A 13,131-nucleotide genomic window follows, 5' to 3' on the forward strand; every position below is an offset into this window, starting at 1 on the left:
CAACCTCGCTTGACATCCCTGCCAGCCTGCCGCCGCTGACGCCGCCCTGCGCCGGGCGTCGGCGGCGGCCCAGCCTCAACTCCTGCTTGAGCCTCGACGTACCAACGCGCCGTCTTACCGGTGAGCGGCCTGAACCCCTCGCAGCTGTAGGTGCACGACGCGCGGCTGCCAGCAGCTCTACGGCAGCGGTGCAACCACCGGAGCATCCGGTGCATCGTGCAAGTACGGATCGCCCGTCCTGGCGTGCTTGGCGTACGGGGATTCGGGCTGCGGCGGGATGGGTGTGGCGGCCTCTGCGGTGTGGGTGGTTGGGTCGCTGCGGTCGGCCCTCCGGGTCAGCTCCGCTCGCAGGCCGGACGCCCGGTCGTCGGCGTTGAGCGCCGTGCGGCGGGTCTTGGTTGCCTCGGAGCGGAGGGCCTTCGCCGCCTGGGTGTCCTTGTCCTGGGCTCGACGGAGCAGGGCGGCCTTCGCCTCCTGCGGAAGGTCGGCTTCGGTGAGGACGGCTTCGTGCTCACCGGCGGGCCCGGCCTGGTGGGCGGCTTCGCGGAGTCGTTCCTTCGCACTCTCCAGCTCCTGTGCGGTCGCGTGGTGCGTCCGGACGAGGTCTTGGCGTTCTGCCTCGGCGGCGGTCCGCTGGTCACCGCGGAGTACATGACGACCGAACAGTCCGGTGGCGGCCAGCTGCTGCTCGATCCCGCTGATCCGGGCCTGGGTGCCGTGCAGGCCGGCGGTGTATTCGGCGATGGCCTCTTCGAGGGCGCGCACGTCACGGATCGCCTCGGCACGTTCGGCGACTTCCTGCTGCCGGCGGCTGAGCGCGAGCATGTTGGGGCCGGTTCCGGAGGTCGCGTTCTGCTCGGCGCGGTCCGCGGTGGTCTCCGCCTTGTTGGCGGCGGTCCTGGTGGCGCGCGCGGCTGCTGCGGCCTTGCGCGCGGCGTCTCGCAGGGCCTCGTTGTTGAGGTGGGCGTACGGGCGGGCGGCGGCCGGGAGCCGGGGCTCCGGGGTTGCGGCCGGCGTCGCCGACCGGTTGGCGGCGCCGATGGTGCGGCGGGGCTCGGGCTTCGGGATGTCCTGCTCGATGTCGTCCTGCTCGGCGGCCTCGCCGGTGCCGGGAGCGCGCGGGGTCGGCAGGTCAGGGACGATGTGCCGGACGTGGGCGGGGACGGCGGCCGTCGGAAGTTCGGCGAGGATCATGCGTTCCTCGGTGCCGGTCTCTACCTCGCGGATGAGGCCCGCGACGGCACGGTCTAGCTGTTCCTGCCCGGTCGTCGTCTCCCCAGCGCGGGCGCGGTCGACATCGGTCTCGTAGACGGACAGCGGGAGGAAGAGGTGAGTCTCCTTCTTGTCCCGGGACAGCATGGTGTACAGGGCGTTGGCCTGCGCTCCCGGGCCGTAGACCAGGGCTTCCTGCACGCTCAAGCCCTGCGACTTGTGGCCGGTGATGGCGTAGCCGAGCCCGAGGCCGCCCTGCGCGATGTAGTCGGCATCGACCCATTCGGCGACGTCGCGGTGGCCTTCGGTGGTCTTCTCCCGCCACTCGACAAGAACCCGGCGTTCCTCGTCCACGGCCCGCACGATTCCGCGGTAGCCGTTCAGGACGTCCTCGTTCTCGCCTCGGCTGCGCTTGCTCCGGTAGTCGTTGGCACGAAGGAGAACCTGGTCTCCCACGGACAGCGCGAGTTCACCGCCGCCGGCCAAGGCGAAGAGGTGTTCCGGGCCGGTGAGGGCGCCGGTGGCCTTCCGCAGGGCGCGGGCCCCGAGGTTGAGTTCCTCCACGACCTCGTTGGTAGAGGCCAGCATCAGGAGCTGCTGCACGGCGGAGTGGTCGTCGGTGTGCGCGGCGCGCTTGTCGGCCCAGATAGTGAGCATCGCGGCGAGGGTCTCGTCCTTGTCCGCGAGGGCGTGCACGCGGCCGGTCCCGGCGAAGGTACGGAGTGCTTCCACGCGATTGTCGTCGCGCCACAGTTCCAATGCCCGGCGCTCGACCCTGTCCTTCTGCCGGAAGTTCTCGGTTAGTTCGAGCCCGCCCACGATGTGGTGGACAGCGGCGAAGCTGCCGCCGATGCCGGGCGAGTGCAGCTGCTTGGGGTCACCGATGCCGATGATCTTCGTGGCGGTCTGCGCTGCGTGAGCCAGGAGTTCGGCGATGTCGCGGTCATCGCACATCGCGGCCTCGTCCACGACCAGCACGTCAACACCAGTGAGGCCAGGGCCGCCGTTGCGGATGCCGGTGAGCCAGGACGCGAGGGTGCGGGAAGTGATCCCCGCCTCTGCCTTCAAGTTGGCGGCGGCGACGGCGGCGGTGCTCGCCCCGGCGATGATAAGTCCGTTGGCCTCCCACGCCTGACGCGCGGTATCCATGATCGTCGTCTTGCCCGATCCGGCGATGCCTACCACGGCGTCGATTCCGTGGCCTGCGGTCAGCAGACGTTCGAGGACCGCGCGCTGTTCGCCGGAGAACTCGAAGCTGCCACCGTGCTGGGCCTCGACGGCAGACAGGGTCATGGCGACGGTGTCGCTGCTGACGACGGCGGCCTGCTCGTTGAGGCGGTTCGTGGCCTCGAAGACGATGAGCGTCTCGGCGGCGACCACGTCGGCCGTGGTGTAGCGGTCGGCGTGGGTGAAGTGCTGGGCGCCCTTCGGGTTCAGCTTGACCGCGTACCCAGCGTGCCGAAGGACGGAGTTGGTGAGCTGTTCGGCTTCGTCAGCATCCGCGACGCCGTACGGGAGGGCGTCCAGGACGGCGGCGATGGCGGCGGCGTGCGTGAACTCCTTGGAGTGGCTGGTCAAGCCGGTCTTCGGGTCGAAGACCTGGGCGCACAGCTGGTCCAGGTCCGGATTCTGGCCCGTCCGGTCCTGCTCGATGGCGCTGGCCGCGATGGCGTCGGGGTCGTCACCGGCGGCGCGGCCTTCGGCCTGCCAGTAGGCGCGCAGCACGTCGTCCTCGACGCCAGCCGCTTCGCCGTTCTTCGCGGCCTTGGACGCGGTGGAGGCTGCGGTGCGCTCGCGGGTGGAGGCACTGTCGTAGTCGATGCCCAGCTTGGTCAGCAGGTCTCGCACCTGGTTGTCGCGCTTGCTGAACAGACGGATGGTGGCTTCGGGGATCGCGGCGATCTCCCACGCGCCGGTGCGCTCTTCGCGCCGGAAGGTGATGCCGAAGGTGTCGGTCAGCTCCCTGCGAATGCGGGCGTTCATGAGGGACTGGGTGGCGCGGGCGTGCCGGGTGAGGTCACGGCCTCCGGCAGCAACGGTGGACCACTGGCCGTCAACTCCCTTGGCCATGTTGGCGACCGTGAAGTGAAGGTGGAAGTGGGGGTCGCCGTACGGAGCGCCGTCCACGGGCCGGGCCGCGCGGTGCACCATCATCCAGCCGGAGAAGCCGCTGGTCTTCACGGTCTCCGGCTCGGCCCCGTCGCCGTTGCGTCCGCGCATGCCGTAGGCGGTCCACCGTTCCAGGGCGCTGACGGACTCGCGGCCGGCGGACGTGTAGATGGCTTCGACCTGGGCGGCGATCTCGTCGGGCACGTAGGCGAGGAACGTCGACTTGGACTTCGGGAGGTCGAGGGTGATGTCCGCGCCACGGTTGCCGACCTGCACGTGTCCTTCGAGGAGGGCGGCCTTGATCTCCTCGGCGTCCCACACGTTCTCGGGCGCGAGTCCTGCGGCCTTGGCCATGGCGACGGCTTCGCGGACGTCCATGGGCAGGTCTCGGAGGCGGCGTTCGCCCTGGCGCGTGGTCTGGGCGTACCGGCGCTTCATGGACGCTGCGGCGAACAGGTCGGCGGGGTTCTGTCCGGTTTCGGTGGCGCGGGCTTCGACGGCGCGCATGAGTGCGCGGGCGTCGAGGTGGCCGCCCGCCTCGGCGGCGACGGCCGTCTGCAAGGTGGCCTCGCCGTACAGGGCGACGGCGTCGACCCCAACGGCGTCGGCGAGCTTGAGCAGGGTGGAGGCCGGGACGCGGTGCGATTCGCCGAACCGCTGGAGCTGGCTCTCCATCCTGCGGAACGCGTCCTGCTTCCGCTTGGAGTTGAGCAGACTCGCGGGCTTCACGCTGCGCTCGGCGGCGGCGCGGCGGATAGCGCGGACCAGGGGGGCGGCGGGGAGCTTCGCGGCCGGGGCGATGGCGAGCTTGGGTTCCACGAGGGTCTTGCCGGTGCGGGAGTCCTCGCCGTGCATGAGCCGGCGGGCGGCCTGGAACTGGTCGGGGGCGAGGACGCTGCCGGGGGTGATGCCGAACTCGCGGAGGCCGCTGCCGATCCACACGAGGGGGCGTTCGTTGGCGTCGAGGTGGTAGTCCACCTGTCCATCGGTGGCCTGGACGGGGAGGGCCTGTTCTCCGTACAGGTCGCGGGCGTTGAGGCCGGCAGCGGCGGCGACTTCGACGGCGTCGAAGCCGGTGAACCGCACGGTCTTGGCGTTGCGGAGTTGGGTGCGGGCCCGGAAGAACGCCTTCTTGGCCTCGGTGGGGCCGAGGAGCGCGGCGACGGTGGTTCCGGCTTCTTCGGCCTTGGCCTGGATCGCGGCGATGAGGGGTGCGGCGTCGACCAGGACCGACTTCCCGCAGCCGTGGCCGCCGGTGAGGCGGTACTCAACCTGTTCGTCGCTCGGGCCGATCATGGTCACCCACGCCATCGGCCCGATCACCCCCGCTCTCTTCCGGTCAGATCCGGTCGTCTTTGAGGATTGTATCGTCGCGGAGCGACGATACCTTGGTCCTCAAAATTCAAGATCATGATCAGCTTGGGAAGGTCGGGCACTCGTGGGGGCCTGGTCGCTGCTGCGGATCGGGCTCGGTCGAGGCCGGGGTGCTGTCGGACTGTTACCTCGGGACGGTCGGGCATCGAGGTGGGGTTGGCCTGGGCGTCATGGTCGGCGTACGGGCTGGCGGGGAGATGAACGGCGGGGGAAAGTCGGCGTGCAGAGAGGCGGGCCTGGGATCGGCCTCGGGGCTGAAAGGCATCTCCGGCAGGATGCCGGTATGACGAACCGATACGGCCAGCCGATCCGAACTGTGCGCGAGGCGCACTGCACCCGATGCAAGACCGCGCGGGCAGAGATGGTCCACCTGCGCTTCAACGGCGATGCCGACGTGCGCCGCTGCGGCGACTGCGGAGAAGAGACCGAGTTGGAGATCCTGGTATACGCCAAGCCGAGTGAGGTGACACACCCCGGCGCAGGGTGATGTGGCGCGGCACGCCGCACCGAGTTGGGCACTCCTGCTGGGGACAGCCGAGGGCGGTGGCCGCAGATACGGGAAGGTCCCCCGCTCCATGGGCTGGAGCGGGGGACCTTCCGGTGCCACCGGGTGGGCTTTGCCGGCTGAACTAGGCCACGGGCCATTCGCCGGGCGGCACGGGTGCCTGGCGCTGGGCTTGGCGCACGGCTTCGTCAGTGCCGCACATGGTGCAGATCTTGATGTCCCGGTCGATGGTCAGCCGGGAGTGGGCGGGCCGTTCGCCGAGTGGGCCGCCGCAGCGCGGACAGCGGGGGTCGGTCAAAGTCAGCCCTCCTCGGGGTTCTTGCGGGCCGAGTTGAGGATGTTGTTCCAGGTCGGCCGGGAGTAGGGCTTCTCCGTCAGTTCCTGGAGCTGCGGGATCAGCTCGGCGTTCGTGGCCTTGGGGTTGGCGGCGATGGCCTGCCGAGCGAGGGTGAGTCGTTCGTCCCCCTGGTACGGGTAGGCCACGCGGGAGCCGGTGCCGGTGGGGCGTCCGCCGGCGTGGCCGCGGCCCTTGCGGTCGGCGAGGTACTGCCACAGCCGCCAGCGCTTCCACTTCGGGCGGCGGCGGGTGGGCAACTCGTCCCAGCCGTCGGGGTCGGGCCAGCCCTCCGGCGGGGTCTTGACGTAGTGGGAGACGGTGGTGGAGTCGGCGAAGCCACAGATCTTCGCGGCCTCGGCTGGGCCCACCATCTCCTCCGGGTCGCCGTCCAGCTTCGGCGCGTTGGTGGTGTTCGCGGCGGCGCGGCTGCGCTGGAGTTCGTGGTGCCACGTCGCCCAGACATCGCCGTCCCAGTGCATGACGCCGTCGATGATCTCGGCGGGCGGGTGCCCGTTGTTCTCCCGGTCGGTCCAGAGGTTCTGGAGCGTGGATTCGCTGATGCCGTGGACCTTGCGCAGGTCCGCGCGTGAGTAGAGCGTGCGGCCGGTCTTGGCGGGCATGGTCGCCTCCTGTTCGGGGTCGTGGTCGCTCGACGGGGTCACTGGAGTTGGTCCGGGTCGGGGGCAGGCGTCCAGGTGCGGCTGCCGGTGGGTTCAAGCCGGGTGAGGGCGGCTATCTCCTCCAGGGGGACGGCGGCGGCCCAGTCGTCGTGCGCGGGGTGGTTGGTGGGGAGGTTCAGCACGAAATGCCGGCCGGTGCGGGGGAAGTCATCCACGAGGACGTAGGTGTCGGTGGCCTTGGCGCCGATGCTGTTACCGCTCCTGAGCTGGACGGTGTCACCAGGCTGGGGACAGTCATCGTGTTGATCGCATAGCATGGTGGAGTTCTTTCTGGTGAGAGAACACCGGACGGCCAGCGCCATGTTGCCAAACTCGCGCTGGTCGTCCTTTGTTGTCCTGGTGGTGCAGGTGCCGGTTCGGCACCCGCCGGGCGGAGGTTGCCCGCTCCGCCAACAGCGGAGTAATTGAACCATCTTTGGTCTGGGGCGGCGGGGCTCTGGCCGGGTGGGCGGCGTTCATCAGAACAGGGCTTCCTGATTGGCGGGGCTGGTGCGCGGCTTGGCGGGTGGCCGGGCGACGCGGAGTTCGTAGCGGGGGCGCCCGCGGTGCGGGGGTGCGTGTTCTTCGCGGCGGTGGCGGTTCCAGGCCACCAGCGGGGCGCCCCGGTCCAGCCACCCCGGCGGGTAGCGGGAGGTCAGCTGTGCCCAGCGCCCCCGGTCGCGTGGGAGTGCCCACCGGTCCTCGGCGGTGGTGAGGGGCGGCAGCTCGCGCCAGCCGGGGAAAGCGTGGTCATGGGCATCCTCCACGGCCTGGTTGTCGCCGTCGCCGTACCCGGCGCCGTGGTGGACGGGGCCTTCCCAGCCGCAGGCCAGGCACCCGCCCCGGAACTCCTCTTCTTCCCGGCGGCCGGTCCGCCGGCTGCGGGTGAGCAGGGTCGGGGTGTGGTGCTCGGGCGGGTCCAGCTCGTGCCCGAGGTCGCTGTACTCGCCGCCCGGGTGGCCGTGGCGGATGTGCCACATCTGTGGGGCGCTGTCGGTGGGTTCGGGTGTCCGCCCGTTGCGCACCCGCCAGTAGTTCGTCTGCCGGCCCTGGGCACCGGTCGGCCTGGCCGTGGTCGTGGTCACGGTCGCGTACCCGGGACAGCGGAAAGCACTTCGCGCAGGGGGTCGGCGAGCACGGTCTGCTCGGCCGGGGAGTCCTGGAAGCGCAGGCCGTAGGCGCGGCGGATTGCGCGGCGGGCGTCCTGGTGGCGGTCGCGGCCGGGGTCGTACGGCGAACGGTCGAGTACCTCGTATCCGTGCCGGGTGAGCAGGTCGGCGATGAGCGTGCGGACCTGTACGGGGTCGAGGGTCTGGAGGTCGGTCTCCGCTGGTGCCGCGAGGAGTACGCGGATCAGCTCGGCCGCGCTGAGCCGGGGTTGGAGCGGAACGCCGATCCGGTGGATGCCGTCCTTGCTCGGGGTGGCGGCTCCTCGGCGGCTGGGTGCTCTGGTGGTGCTGCGGAGGTTGGTCGTCTGGTCCATCGTGGTGGCTCTCGGAGGTTCTGGGCGCTGGGTAGGTCCTGATCAGAACAGGGCACGGTCGGCGCGGTCGGCGGCGGTTCGGAAGGCACTGGCGGCGACTTCGAGCGCACCGCGGGGCCAGCACGGCAGGAGTGCGGTGCGGCCGGGGCCGGCGAACAGGTACGGGCCCTGGTGGATGCCGACGCGTCCGTTCGGTGGTGACCCGGGGGGCGGCGGCGTGCCGCCCCCCGGGTGGTCGGCCTACTGCTGCTGGTAGGCGGGGATCAGTTCGCGGACGCGGTCCGGGCCGACGCATCCGCCCTCGTGGCGGTGGAGGCTCGGCAGGCCGCCGTTCCTCCCACGCAAGTGCGACCAGAACTTGGGGCCGATCCACCCGCACAGCTCGCAGGCGAGCATCCAGTGGTTGTCAGAGCCGGGAAACCCGGTGAGGATCGCCCGCCACCGCAGCTTCGCGAGTCCGGCGAACGCGGTCTCGGCGCTCTCGGTGTTGCGGTCGTTGACGGGCATCCGCGGGTGCAGCAGCGGCACGGGGCCGGTCAGTGGCTGGAGCACTTCGGCGCGGATCTGGTCCAGCGGGATGGCGGTGATCTCTCCGGCGGCGTACTTCTGGGCGAGGTGGGCGGCGGCCATCTCGACGCCGGGAACGCCCTTGTCCGGGCGGCCGAGGTTGGTCTCCCCCGCGGTGGTCTCGATCCACCAGTCCCGGCTCCACCGGTGGGCGCGGCCGATGACCTGGTCCTGACCGATGATCACGGGGTAGCGGCCCGTGGTGTCCGGGGCTCCGATGCGGTAGGGCATGGCAGTCTGGTGGGCGGCGGGCACGTCCGGCTCGCGGGCGGCCGTGCGGCGGTCGAGCTGTCCGGGATCGGCGGGGTTCTGGTCGTGCGGCTCGGCGCCGGGGGCGATGAGGATGACGGGTCGTTCGAGAAGCTGGGTGGTCATGGTGGTGCCCTGTTCTGGTGAGAGTGGGGCCCGCCCCGGGGCGCTCGGCCGCCGGGGCGGGCGGGGTGTGGTTACGCGGCCTTGGCCGGGGCCTGCGGGGCGGCGGTCCATTCACGGCGCGGGGTGATGCCCAGGTCTTCGAGGACCTGGTCCAAGCTGCCGTTGTCGGGGGTCCATTCCCAGTCGGCGCCTTCGGTGCCGGGCCGCTCGGTCCAGGTGAGCATGTAGGAGCGGCCGGAGGTGCGGGGGTCGCTGCACACCGCCTGTGCCTCGCTGCGGGTCATCGCCCACAGAGCCCGCTTGCGGGAGCGCCGGGTGGCCTTCGAGGTGATCAGCACCAGCACCGTGCTCTCCCGCCGATCCGCCCAGGCGGCGGGGGCCGACGCGGGGGTCGGATTCCCTGCGGGGGCGTGGTGGCAGTGAGCGCAGCGGCGCACGTCCGCGTTCCACTGGCCGGAGTGGCACATGGGGCACGTCTCGGCCGCCGGTACCGGCTCCTCGATCGGCGGGGACTGCTCAGCCTGCTGCTGGTGTTCGGCGGCCTCGGCCTGGGGCGGCTGCTGCATCTCCTCGGCGCTCTTGCGCCCGGAGATGTCGTCGTACGGGGCGGTGGAGGTCCAGCCGTCGTAGCCGTCGTCGGTGGCGCGGACGACCGTCTTGCCGACGCCGTTGAAGATGTGCGGGATGCTGACCGACTTCGGGTTGACGCGCAGGACCTCGTACCAGGTGCCCCGGTAGAGCGCGAAGTCTCCGCGCTGGAAGTCGCCCTTCGACCAGACCTTGAAGCCCTTGGCCTCGGCGTCTCGGATGACCTGCTCCCAGTGCGTGATCTCCTCGGTCAGCTCCTCGTGCCGGATGGTCAGCTCCGGGTCGTCGGGGTTGCGCGAGTAGCCCTTGGCGGACTGGCCGCGCTGCCACTTCTCGACGGCGCGCAGGTCGGCCCGAAGCTTGTCCAGGCGGCGGAGGGTGGTGCCCGGGTCTTTGCGGAACTTCTCGTAGTTGGCGGCGGCCTTCTGTCGGTCGGCCCAGTGCTGGGCGCGGTCGCCCTCGCTGATGCTCTTGCGCATCCCACTGTCCATCCGTTCCCGGTCGCGGCGGGCGCGGGCCTCGGAGTGGTGGCCGACGAGTATGGGCTGGCCGAACTCGAACCGCTCGGATATCGCGTGGCTCGCCTTCCACGCGGCCTGGGAGTTGCGGGCGGCGTTGTCGGCGTACCCGGCGAACCGCTCGGCGCGGGCCTCGGCGCGCTCTTCCCGGTCCTGCTCGGCCTCGTCGAAGGTGCGGCGGTCGGCGTTGTCGACGGTCAGGGTGACGTCGAGGCTGGCGTCCCGCAGTCGCTGGGCGAGGCGTTCGAGGGAGGGGGTGTAGGTGGCGTGGTCGCGGCTGTGCGGGAGGTACCAGCAGTCGAGGTTCCTGCTCCAGCGGAAGGGCTGGCGCTGGGTGCGGCCGTACTCGCGGAGTTTCAGGATCTCGGCCGATCCGTCACCCCGGCTGGTGCCGTCGACCAGGGTTCCTTCCCGGCGGGTGTGGGTGATTTCGATGGTCATGGAACTGGTCTTTTCTGGTGAGAGTCTTTTGGCCGCCCGGAGGGCGGACGGGGTGCTGGAAGCGGTGAGCACCACCGGGGGCGGGCCGTGAGGGACGAGCGGCTCGCCGCCGTCGCGCCCTGCGCGACGGCAGGGGCTGCCGCGCCCCCGCGGGGCGCGTCCTTCGCGGTCCGGTGCCCGCCGTTGGTCGGCGGAGCCGCTAGGCGGAGTCGGCCGGCGGCGGTGAACGCACCGGACCGTGCTGCTGCCGCCCCGAAGGGGTGTCCGCTCGGGTGTGGGCCCGCTGGTCCGGAGGTGTTGCCCTCCTCCGGACCGGCGGGGCCTTCGGTCAGCCGCGACCGGTGGCCGGGGCGGCTTCGATGCGCTCGCGGACGGCGCGGTTCACAGCGGCGACGAGGGCGTTTCCCTGGTTGTAGGGGAACCGGCCCAGCGGCAGGCTGGTGGCGATGTCGCAGAACGCGCCCGTGTCCATGGTGGTCAGCGTTTCCTCACGCGGCGTCAGCTCGTGGGGGAACATCGCCTGCACGCTGTCCCCGGGCAGCGGGGCACCGAGGGTGAAGTACCAGACGACGACCATTTCGGCCGTGTCGGCGAACTCCGGTCCGCCGAACGGGCCGACCACGACGGCCGGGCGCGGGTCGAGCTGGTGGCCCCGGAACCAGGGTCCGGCGGTCACGAGGGTGGCGGCGGGGAAGTCTGCGACGGCGGGGACCTGGGTGGTGTTGAGCATGTCGTGTCCTATCTGGTGAGAGGTTCCGCCGGGGCCGATCGGCCCCGGCGGGGGTTGTCGGTCGGGGTGTTGCCCTCCCCTTCCGACATCATTAATTAAACCATGTTTCTAGACCTGGGTCAACCCGGCGACGGCGAGTTCGCGGCGCCGCTCGGCGGCGGCCGTGACAGCGTGCGCGATGGCGCGGCCGGTCTCGATGACCCGGACGGCGGACTCGTGCACGGGGGGCTTCTTGTCCTGGGTGATGATGCCCGCGAGCGGGGGCATGACGGCCGGTCCGGGGGCGATTCCGAGGATCAGTTCGGCGACGTGGGCGGCCGAGGCGACCTCGGCGAGCTGCTGGCCGGGGAGCGGGGCGGCCGCCTCGGTGATGCGTCGCCACGCGTGCCCGTACGCCAGGATGCGGGCGGCGGCGTCGGGGGCCTCGCGGGTGAAGTCGAACCCTCCGGCCTGCTCGGGGTCCTCGTGGTACCAGTCGCGGTACTGGTCAAGCAGGATGTCCCGGACGGCCTCGGCGGCGAGCGGGGCGGCGGCGGGCTGCTCGCAGGCGTCGCCGTCGCCGTCGGTCTGGCTGATGTCGAACACCGGACCGGCCTTGTAGCCGGAGACCCGGCGGCCCTCCCCCTCGGGGGCGCCCTCGACGGCTTCCCGGGGCCCGGCCTCGGTCGCGGCCTGGGCGTCGTCGGTCCGCCGTCGGATCGGCGTCCAGATACGAATGGAGGTGGACCCCTTGACCGGGAACCGCCCGGCCTTACGCCAGTCACCGGAGCTGAGGACCCGGGTCGCACGGGGGCACTGAGCTGCAATGGCAATGCAGTTGACGGGGCTGCGGTCGCCCAGGGTCGCGGCCGTGCGCATGACGGCGGCCCAGAACCCTTCATCGGCGACCATCGCGCCGTACGCGCGGTCCATCACGGCTTCGAGTTCGCCGCGCATCCGGGCACTGTAGGCACGGCGCTCATCGTCGGTCATCTTCGGCTTGCTGGGCATGTCCTGGTCTCCCCTGGTGAGAAATCGGCTGTCGAGGCGGGCTGTTCGCCGGTGTCGGTCGGGGGTGTTGCCCTCCCCCTTCCGACATCATTAATTAAACCATGTTCTTGGCTATTCGGCAAGTCTTCAGATCCAGTGCAGCCCGTCCGCGTGGCATGCGTCCCGGTATGCCGCTATGACCTCGTCCTCTATTTCTGTCCAGTGTGCAAGGATATCCGGGGCGGTTTCCCGGGGGTGAGCCTCGCGCTTGGCCCTGCGCCATTCGATGGCGATTTTGAGCGTGCGGAGCTGGGAGCGGTCGAGGTGCCACGGGCCGGAATCGGGGAGTTCTCCGCCGTAGGCCATTGATCCGGCATTGTTGATGTGCTCGGTGCCGGACCACACTCTTTGTTCGGGCTGGACGGCGAGGGCCCTTTTCAGGGTGCACCGGAGGTGCGGGGCCTGCGCGGCCCACTTCGGATTGATAACGAACAGGTCGGCGCTCATTATGGCCTTTCGCTGGGTGCGGGCGGCGCGCCCCCCGGAGCGCGCCGCCGGAATTATCGGGGGATCAGAGGTCGAATTCTTCGTCAAGGTGGCCGAACTCTTCCTCCGGCGTCTCGATGTGGGGAAGGAATCGACTCACCGCGTACACAACGGCGTCGGCGATGATCGGGGGCGCGTCGCTGAGGACGATATTGACGGTGTCGCTGTCGATGCCGATCCGGACCGATCCGGGGTCAAGATCGATGTGCAGGTAGGCGGTGGTCCCCTCGATTCGGGTCCGGGCCCCGGGCAGAAGGGCGGCGACGGTGCGGGCGTGCCCCTCGACTGCCTGCCGCGCCTTGGCCTGCTGGCCGTTGTGCTCCTGCACCCGCTGGTGCACCTCTTGCTGCCTGGCGATGAAGTCGCCGGAGATCAGGGCGGCGATGGAGTCGGCGGCCTCGTCCGTGGCGACGCGGATGCTGTCGGTCTCACCCCGACGGAAGGCGTAGTCGGTGGCGGGGAACAGGCCCCGGATGTGGAGGTGGTCGGGGTCGTCGAAGCGCTCGGAGAGGTGGAGTTGCCGCCCGTCGAGGTGGGTGAGGGTGGCGGCGTGGGTCAGTTCCCGGGCGCCGTGGAGCACCGGCCCCGGTCGCCAGTTCCCGCCGAGTGCAAGGGCGATCGGGTGGGCGAGTTCGGCGGCGGTGGGTCGCTGGTCCATCGTGGTCTCCTGGTGAGAGTGGGTGTCGGGGGCCGATCGGTCCCCGGTGGCCGGCTGGGG

The 13,131-nt window shown here is 70.8% G+C and carries 12 protein-coding genes; 1 reads left to right on the forward strand and 11 read right to left on the reverse strand.

Annotation, left to right across the window (positions count from 1 at the left end):
• Window positions 1-177: 177 nt before the first annotated feature.
• Window positions 178-4,632 carry a MobF family relaxase gene (gene mobF, locus ABD323_RS34910; protein WP_344446096.1) on the reverse strand — a complete coding sequence of 1,485 codons (4,455 nt, stop codon included), beginning with the start codon at window positions 4,630-4,632 and terminating at the stop codon, window positions 178-180.
• Window positions 4,633-4,978: 346 nt separating this feature from the next.
• On the opposite strand from mobF, the gene ABD323_RS34915 reads away from it, so the two are divergent.
• Window positions 4,979-5,182, forward strand: a complete 204-nt coding sequence (locus ABD323_RS34915) for a hypothetical protein (RefSeq protein ID WP_344446097.1) — start codon at window positions 4,979-4,981, stop codon at window positions 5,180-5,182.
• Between the two features lie 318 nt (window positions 5,183-5,500).
• On the opposite strand, the gene ABD323_RS34920 is transcribed toward ABD323_RS34915, so the two are convergent.
• The 10 genes from ABD323_RS34920 to ABD323_RS34965 form a co-directional block, all read right to left on the reverse strand.
• Window positions 5,501-6,157, reverse strand: coding sequence for a hypothetical protein (locus ABD323_RS34920; RefSeq protein ID WP_344446098.1), 657 nt, complete (start codon window positions 6,155-6,157; stop codon window positions 5,501-5,503).
• A gap of 38 nt (window positions 6,158-6,195) precedes the next feature.
• Complete coding sequence (locus ABD323_RS34925; RefSeq protein WP_344446099.1) at window positions 6,196-6,474, reverse strand: DUF6211 family protein; 279 nt, start codon at window positions 6,472-6,474, stop codon at window positions 6,196-6,198.
• 201 nt (window positions 6,475-6,675) lie between these two features.
• Window positions 6,676-7,281, reverse strand: a complete 606-nt coding sequence (locus ABD323_RS34930; protein WP_344446100.1) for a DUF6349 family protein — start codon at window positions 7,279-7,281, stop codon at window positions 6,676-6,678.
• On the reverse strand, window positions 7,278-7,679 hold the full coding sequence (locus ABD323_RS34935) for a DUF6181 family protein (protein ID WP_344446101.1): 402 nt from the start codon (window positions 7,677-7,679) through the stop codon (window positions 7,278-7,280). The genes ABD323_RS34930 and ABD323_RS34935 overlap by 4 nt, the downstream gene beginning before the upstream one ends.
• A gap of 240 nt (window positions 7,680-7,919) precedes the next feature.
• Window positions 7,920-8,621: a hypothetical protein gene (locus ABD323_RS34940; protein ID WP_344446102.1), complete on the reverse strand. Its 702-nt coding sequence runs from the start codon at window positions 8,619-8,621 to the stop codon at window positions 7,920-7,922.
• Window positions 8,622-8,692: 71 nt separating this feature from the next.
• Window positions 8,693-10,168, reverse strand: a complete 1,476-nt coding sequence (locus tag ABD323_RS34945) for a DUF3560 domain-containing protein (RefSeq protein ID WP_344446103.1) — start codon at window positions 10,166-10,168, stop codon at window positions 8,693-8,695.
• A gap of 328 nt (window positions 10,169-10,496) precedes the next feature.
• The gene (locus tag ABD323_RS34950; protein ID WP_344446104.1) at window positions 10,497-10,898 is read right to left on the reverse strand and encodes a DUF6409 family protein; all 402 of its coding nucleotides are present in this window, start codon (window positions 10,896-10,898) and stop codon (window positions 10,497-10,499) included.
• A gap of 108 nt (window positions 10,899-11,006) precedes the next feature.
• Entirely contained in the window at window positions 11,007-11,888 is an 882-nt protein-coding gene (locus ABD323_RS34955) for a hypothetical protein (RefSeq protein WP_344446105.1), read from the reverse strand.
• Window positions 11,889-12,014: 126 nt separating this feature from the next.
• Complete coding sequence (locus tag ABD323_RS34960; RefSeq protein WP_344446106.1) at window positions 12,015-12,374, reverse strand: hypothetical protein; 360 nt, start codon at window positions 12,372-12,374, stop codon at window positions 12,015-12,017.
• Between the two features lie 64 nt (window positions 12,375-12,438).
• Window positions 12,439-13,071, reverse strand: coding sequence for a hypothetical protein (locus ABD323_RS34965; protein ID WP_344446107.1), 633 nt, complete (start codon window positions 13,069-13,071; stop codon window positions 12,439-12,441).
• Window positions 13,072-13,131 lie beyond the last annotated feature (60 nt).

The organism is Kitasatospora nipponensis (genome assembly GCF_039528135.1).
GTDB lineage: Bacteria > Actinomycetota > Actinomycetes > Streptomycetales > Streptomycetaceae > Kitasatospora > Kitasatospora nipponensis.

Bases quoted from the DNA above. Each gene is read 5' to 3' on its own strand.
- ABD323_RS34955 (WP_344446105.1), bottom strand. From the start codon at position 11,888: ATGCCCAGCAAGCCGAAGATGACCGACGATGAGCGCCGTGCCTACAGT.
- ABD323_RS34940 (WP_344446102.1), bottom strand. From the start codon at position 8,621: ATGACCACCCAGCTTCTCGAACGACCCGTCATCCTCATCGCCCCCGGC.
- ABD323_RS34945 (WP_344446103.1), bottom strand. From the start codon at position 10,168: ATGACCATCGAAATCACCCACACCCGCCGGGAAGGAACCCTGGTCGAC.
- ABD323_RS34925 (WP_344446099.1), bottom strand. From the start codon at position 6,474: ATGCTATGCGATCAACACGATGACTGTCCCCAGCCTGGTGACACCGTC.
- ABD323_RS34965 (WP_344446107.1), bottom strand. From the start codon at position 13,071: ATGGACCAGCGACCCACCGCCGCCGAACTCGCCCACCCGATCGCCCTT.
- mobF (WP_344446096.1), bottom strand. From the start codon at position 4,632: ATGGCGTGGGTGACCATGATCGGCCCGAGCGACGAACAGGTTGAGTAC.
- ABD323_RS34960 (WP_344446106.1), bottom strand. From the start codon at position 12,374: ATGAGCGCCGACCTGTTCGTTATCAATCCGAAGTGGGCCGCGCAGGCC.
- ABD323_RS34915 (WP_344446097.1), top strand. From the start codon at position 4,979: ATGACGAACCGATACGGCCAGCCGATCCGAACTGTGCGCGAGGCGCAC.
- ABD323_RS34950 (WP_344446104.1), bottom strand. From the start codon at position 10,898: ATGCTCAACACCACCCAGGTCCCCGCCGTCGCAGACTTCCCCGCCGCC.
- ABD323_RS34920 (WP_344446098.1), bottom strand. From the start codon at position 6,157: ATGCCCGCCAAGACCGGCCGCACGCTCTACTCACGCGCGGACCTGCGC.
- ABD323_RS34935 (WP_344446101.1), bottom strand. From the start codon at position 7,679: ATGGACCAGACGACCAACCTCCGCAGCACCACCAGAGCACCCAGCCGC.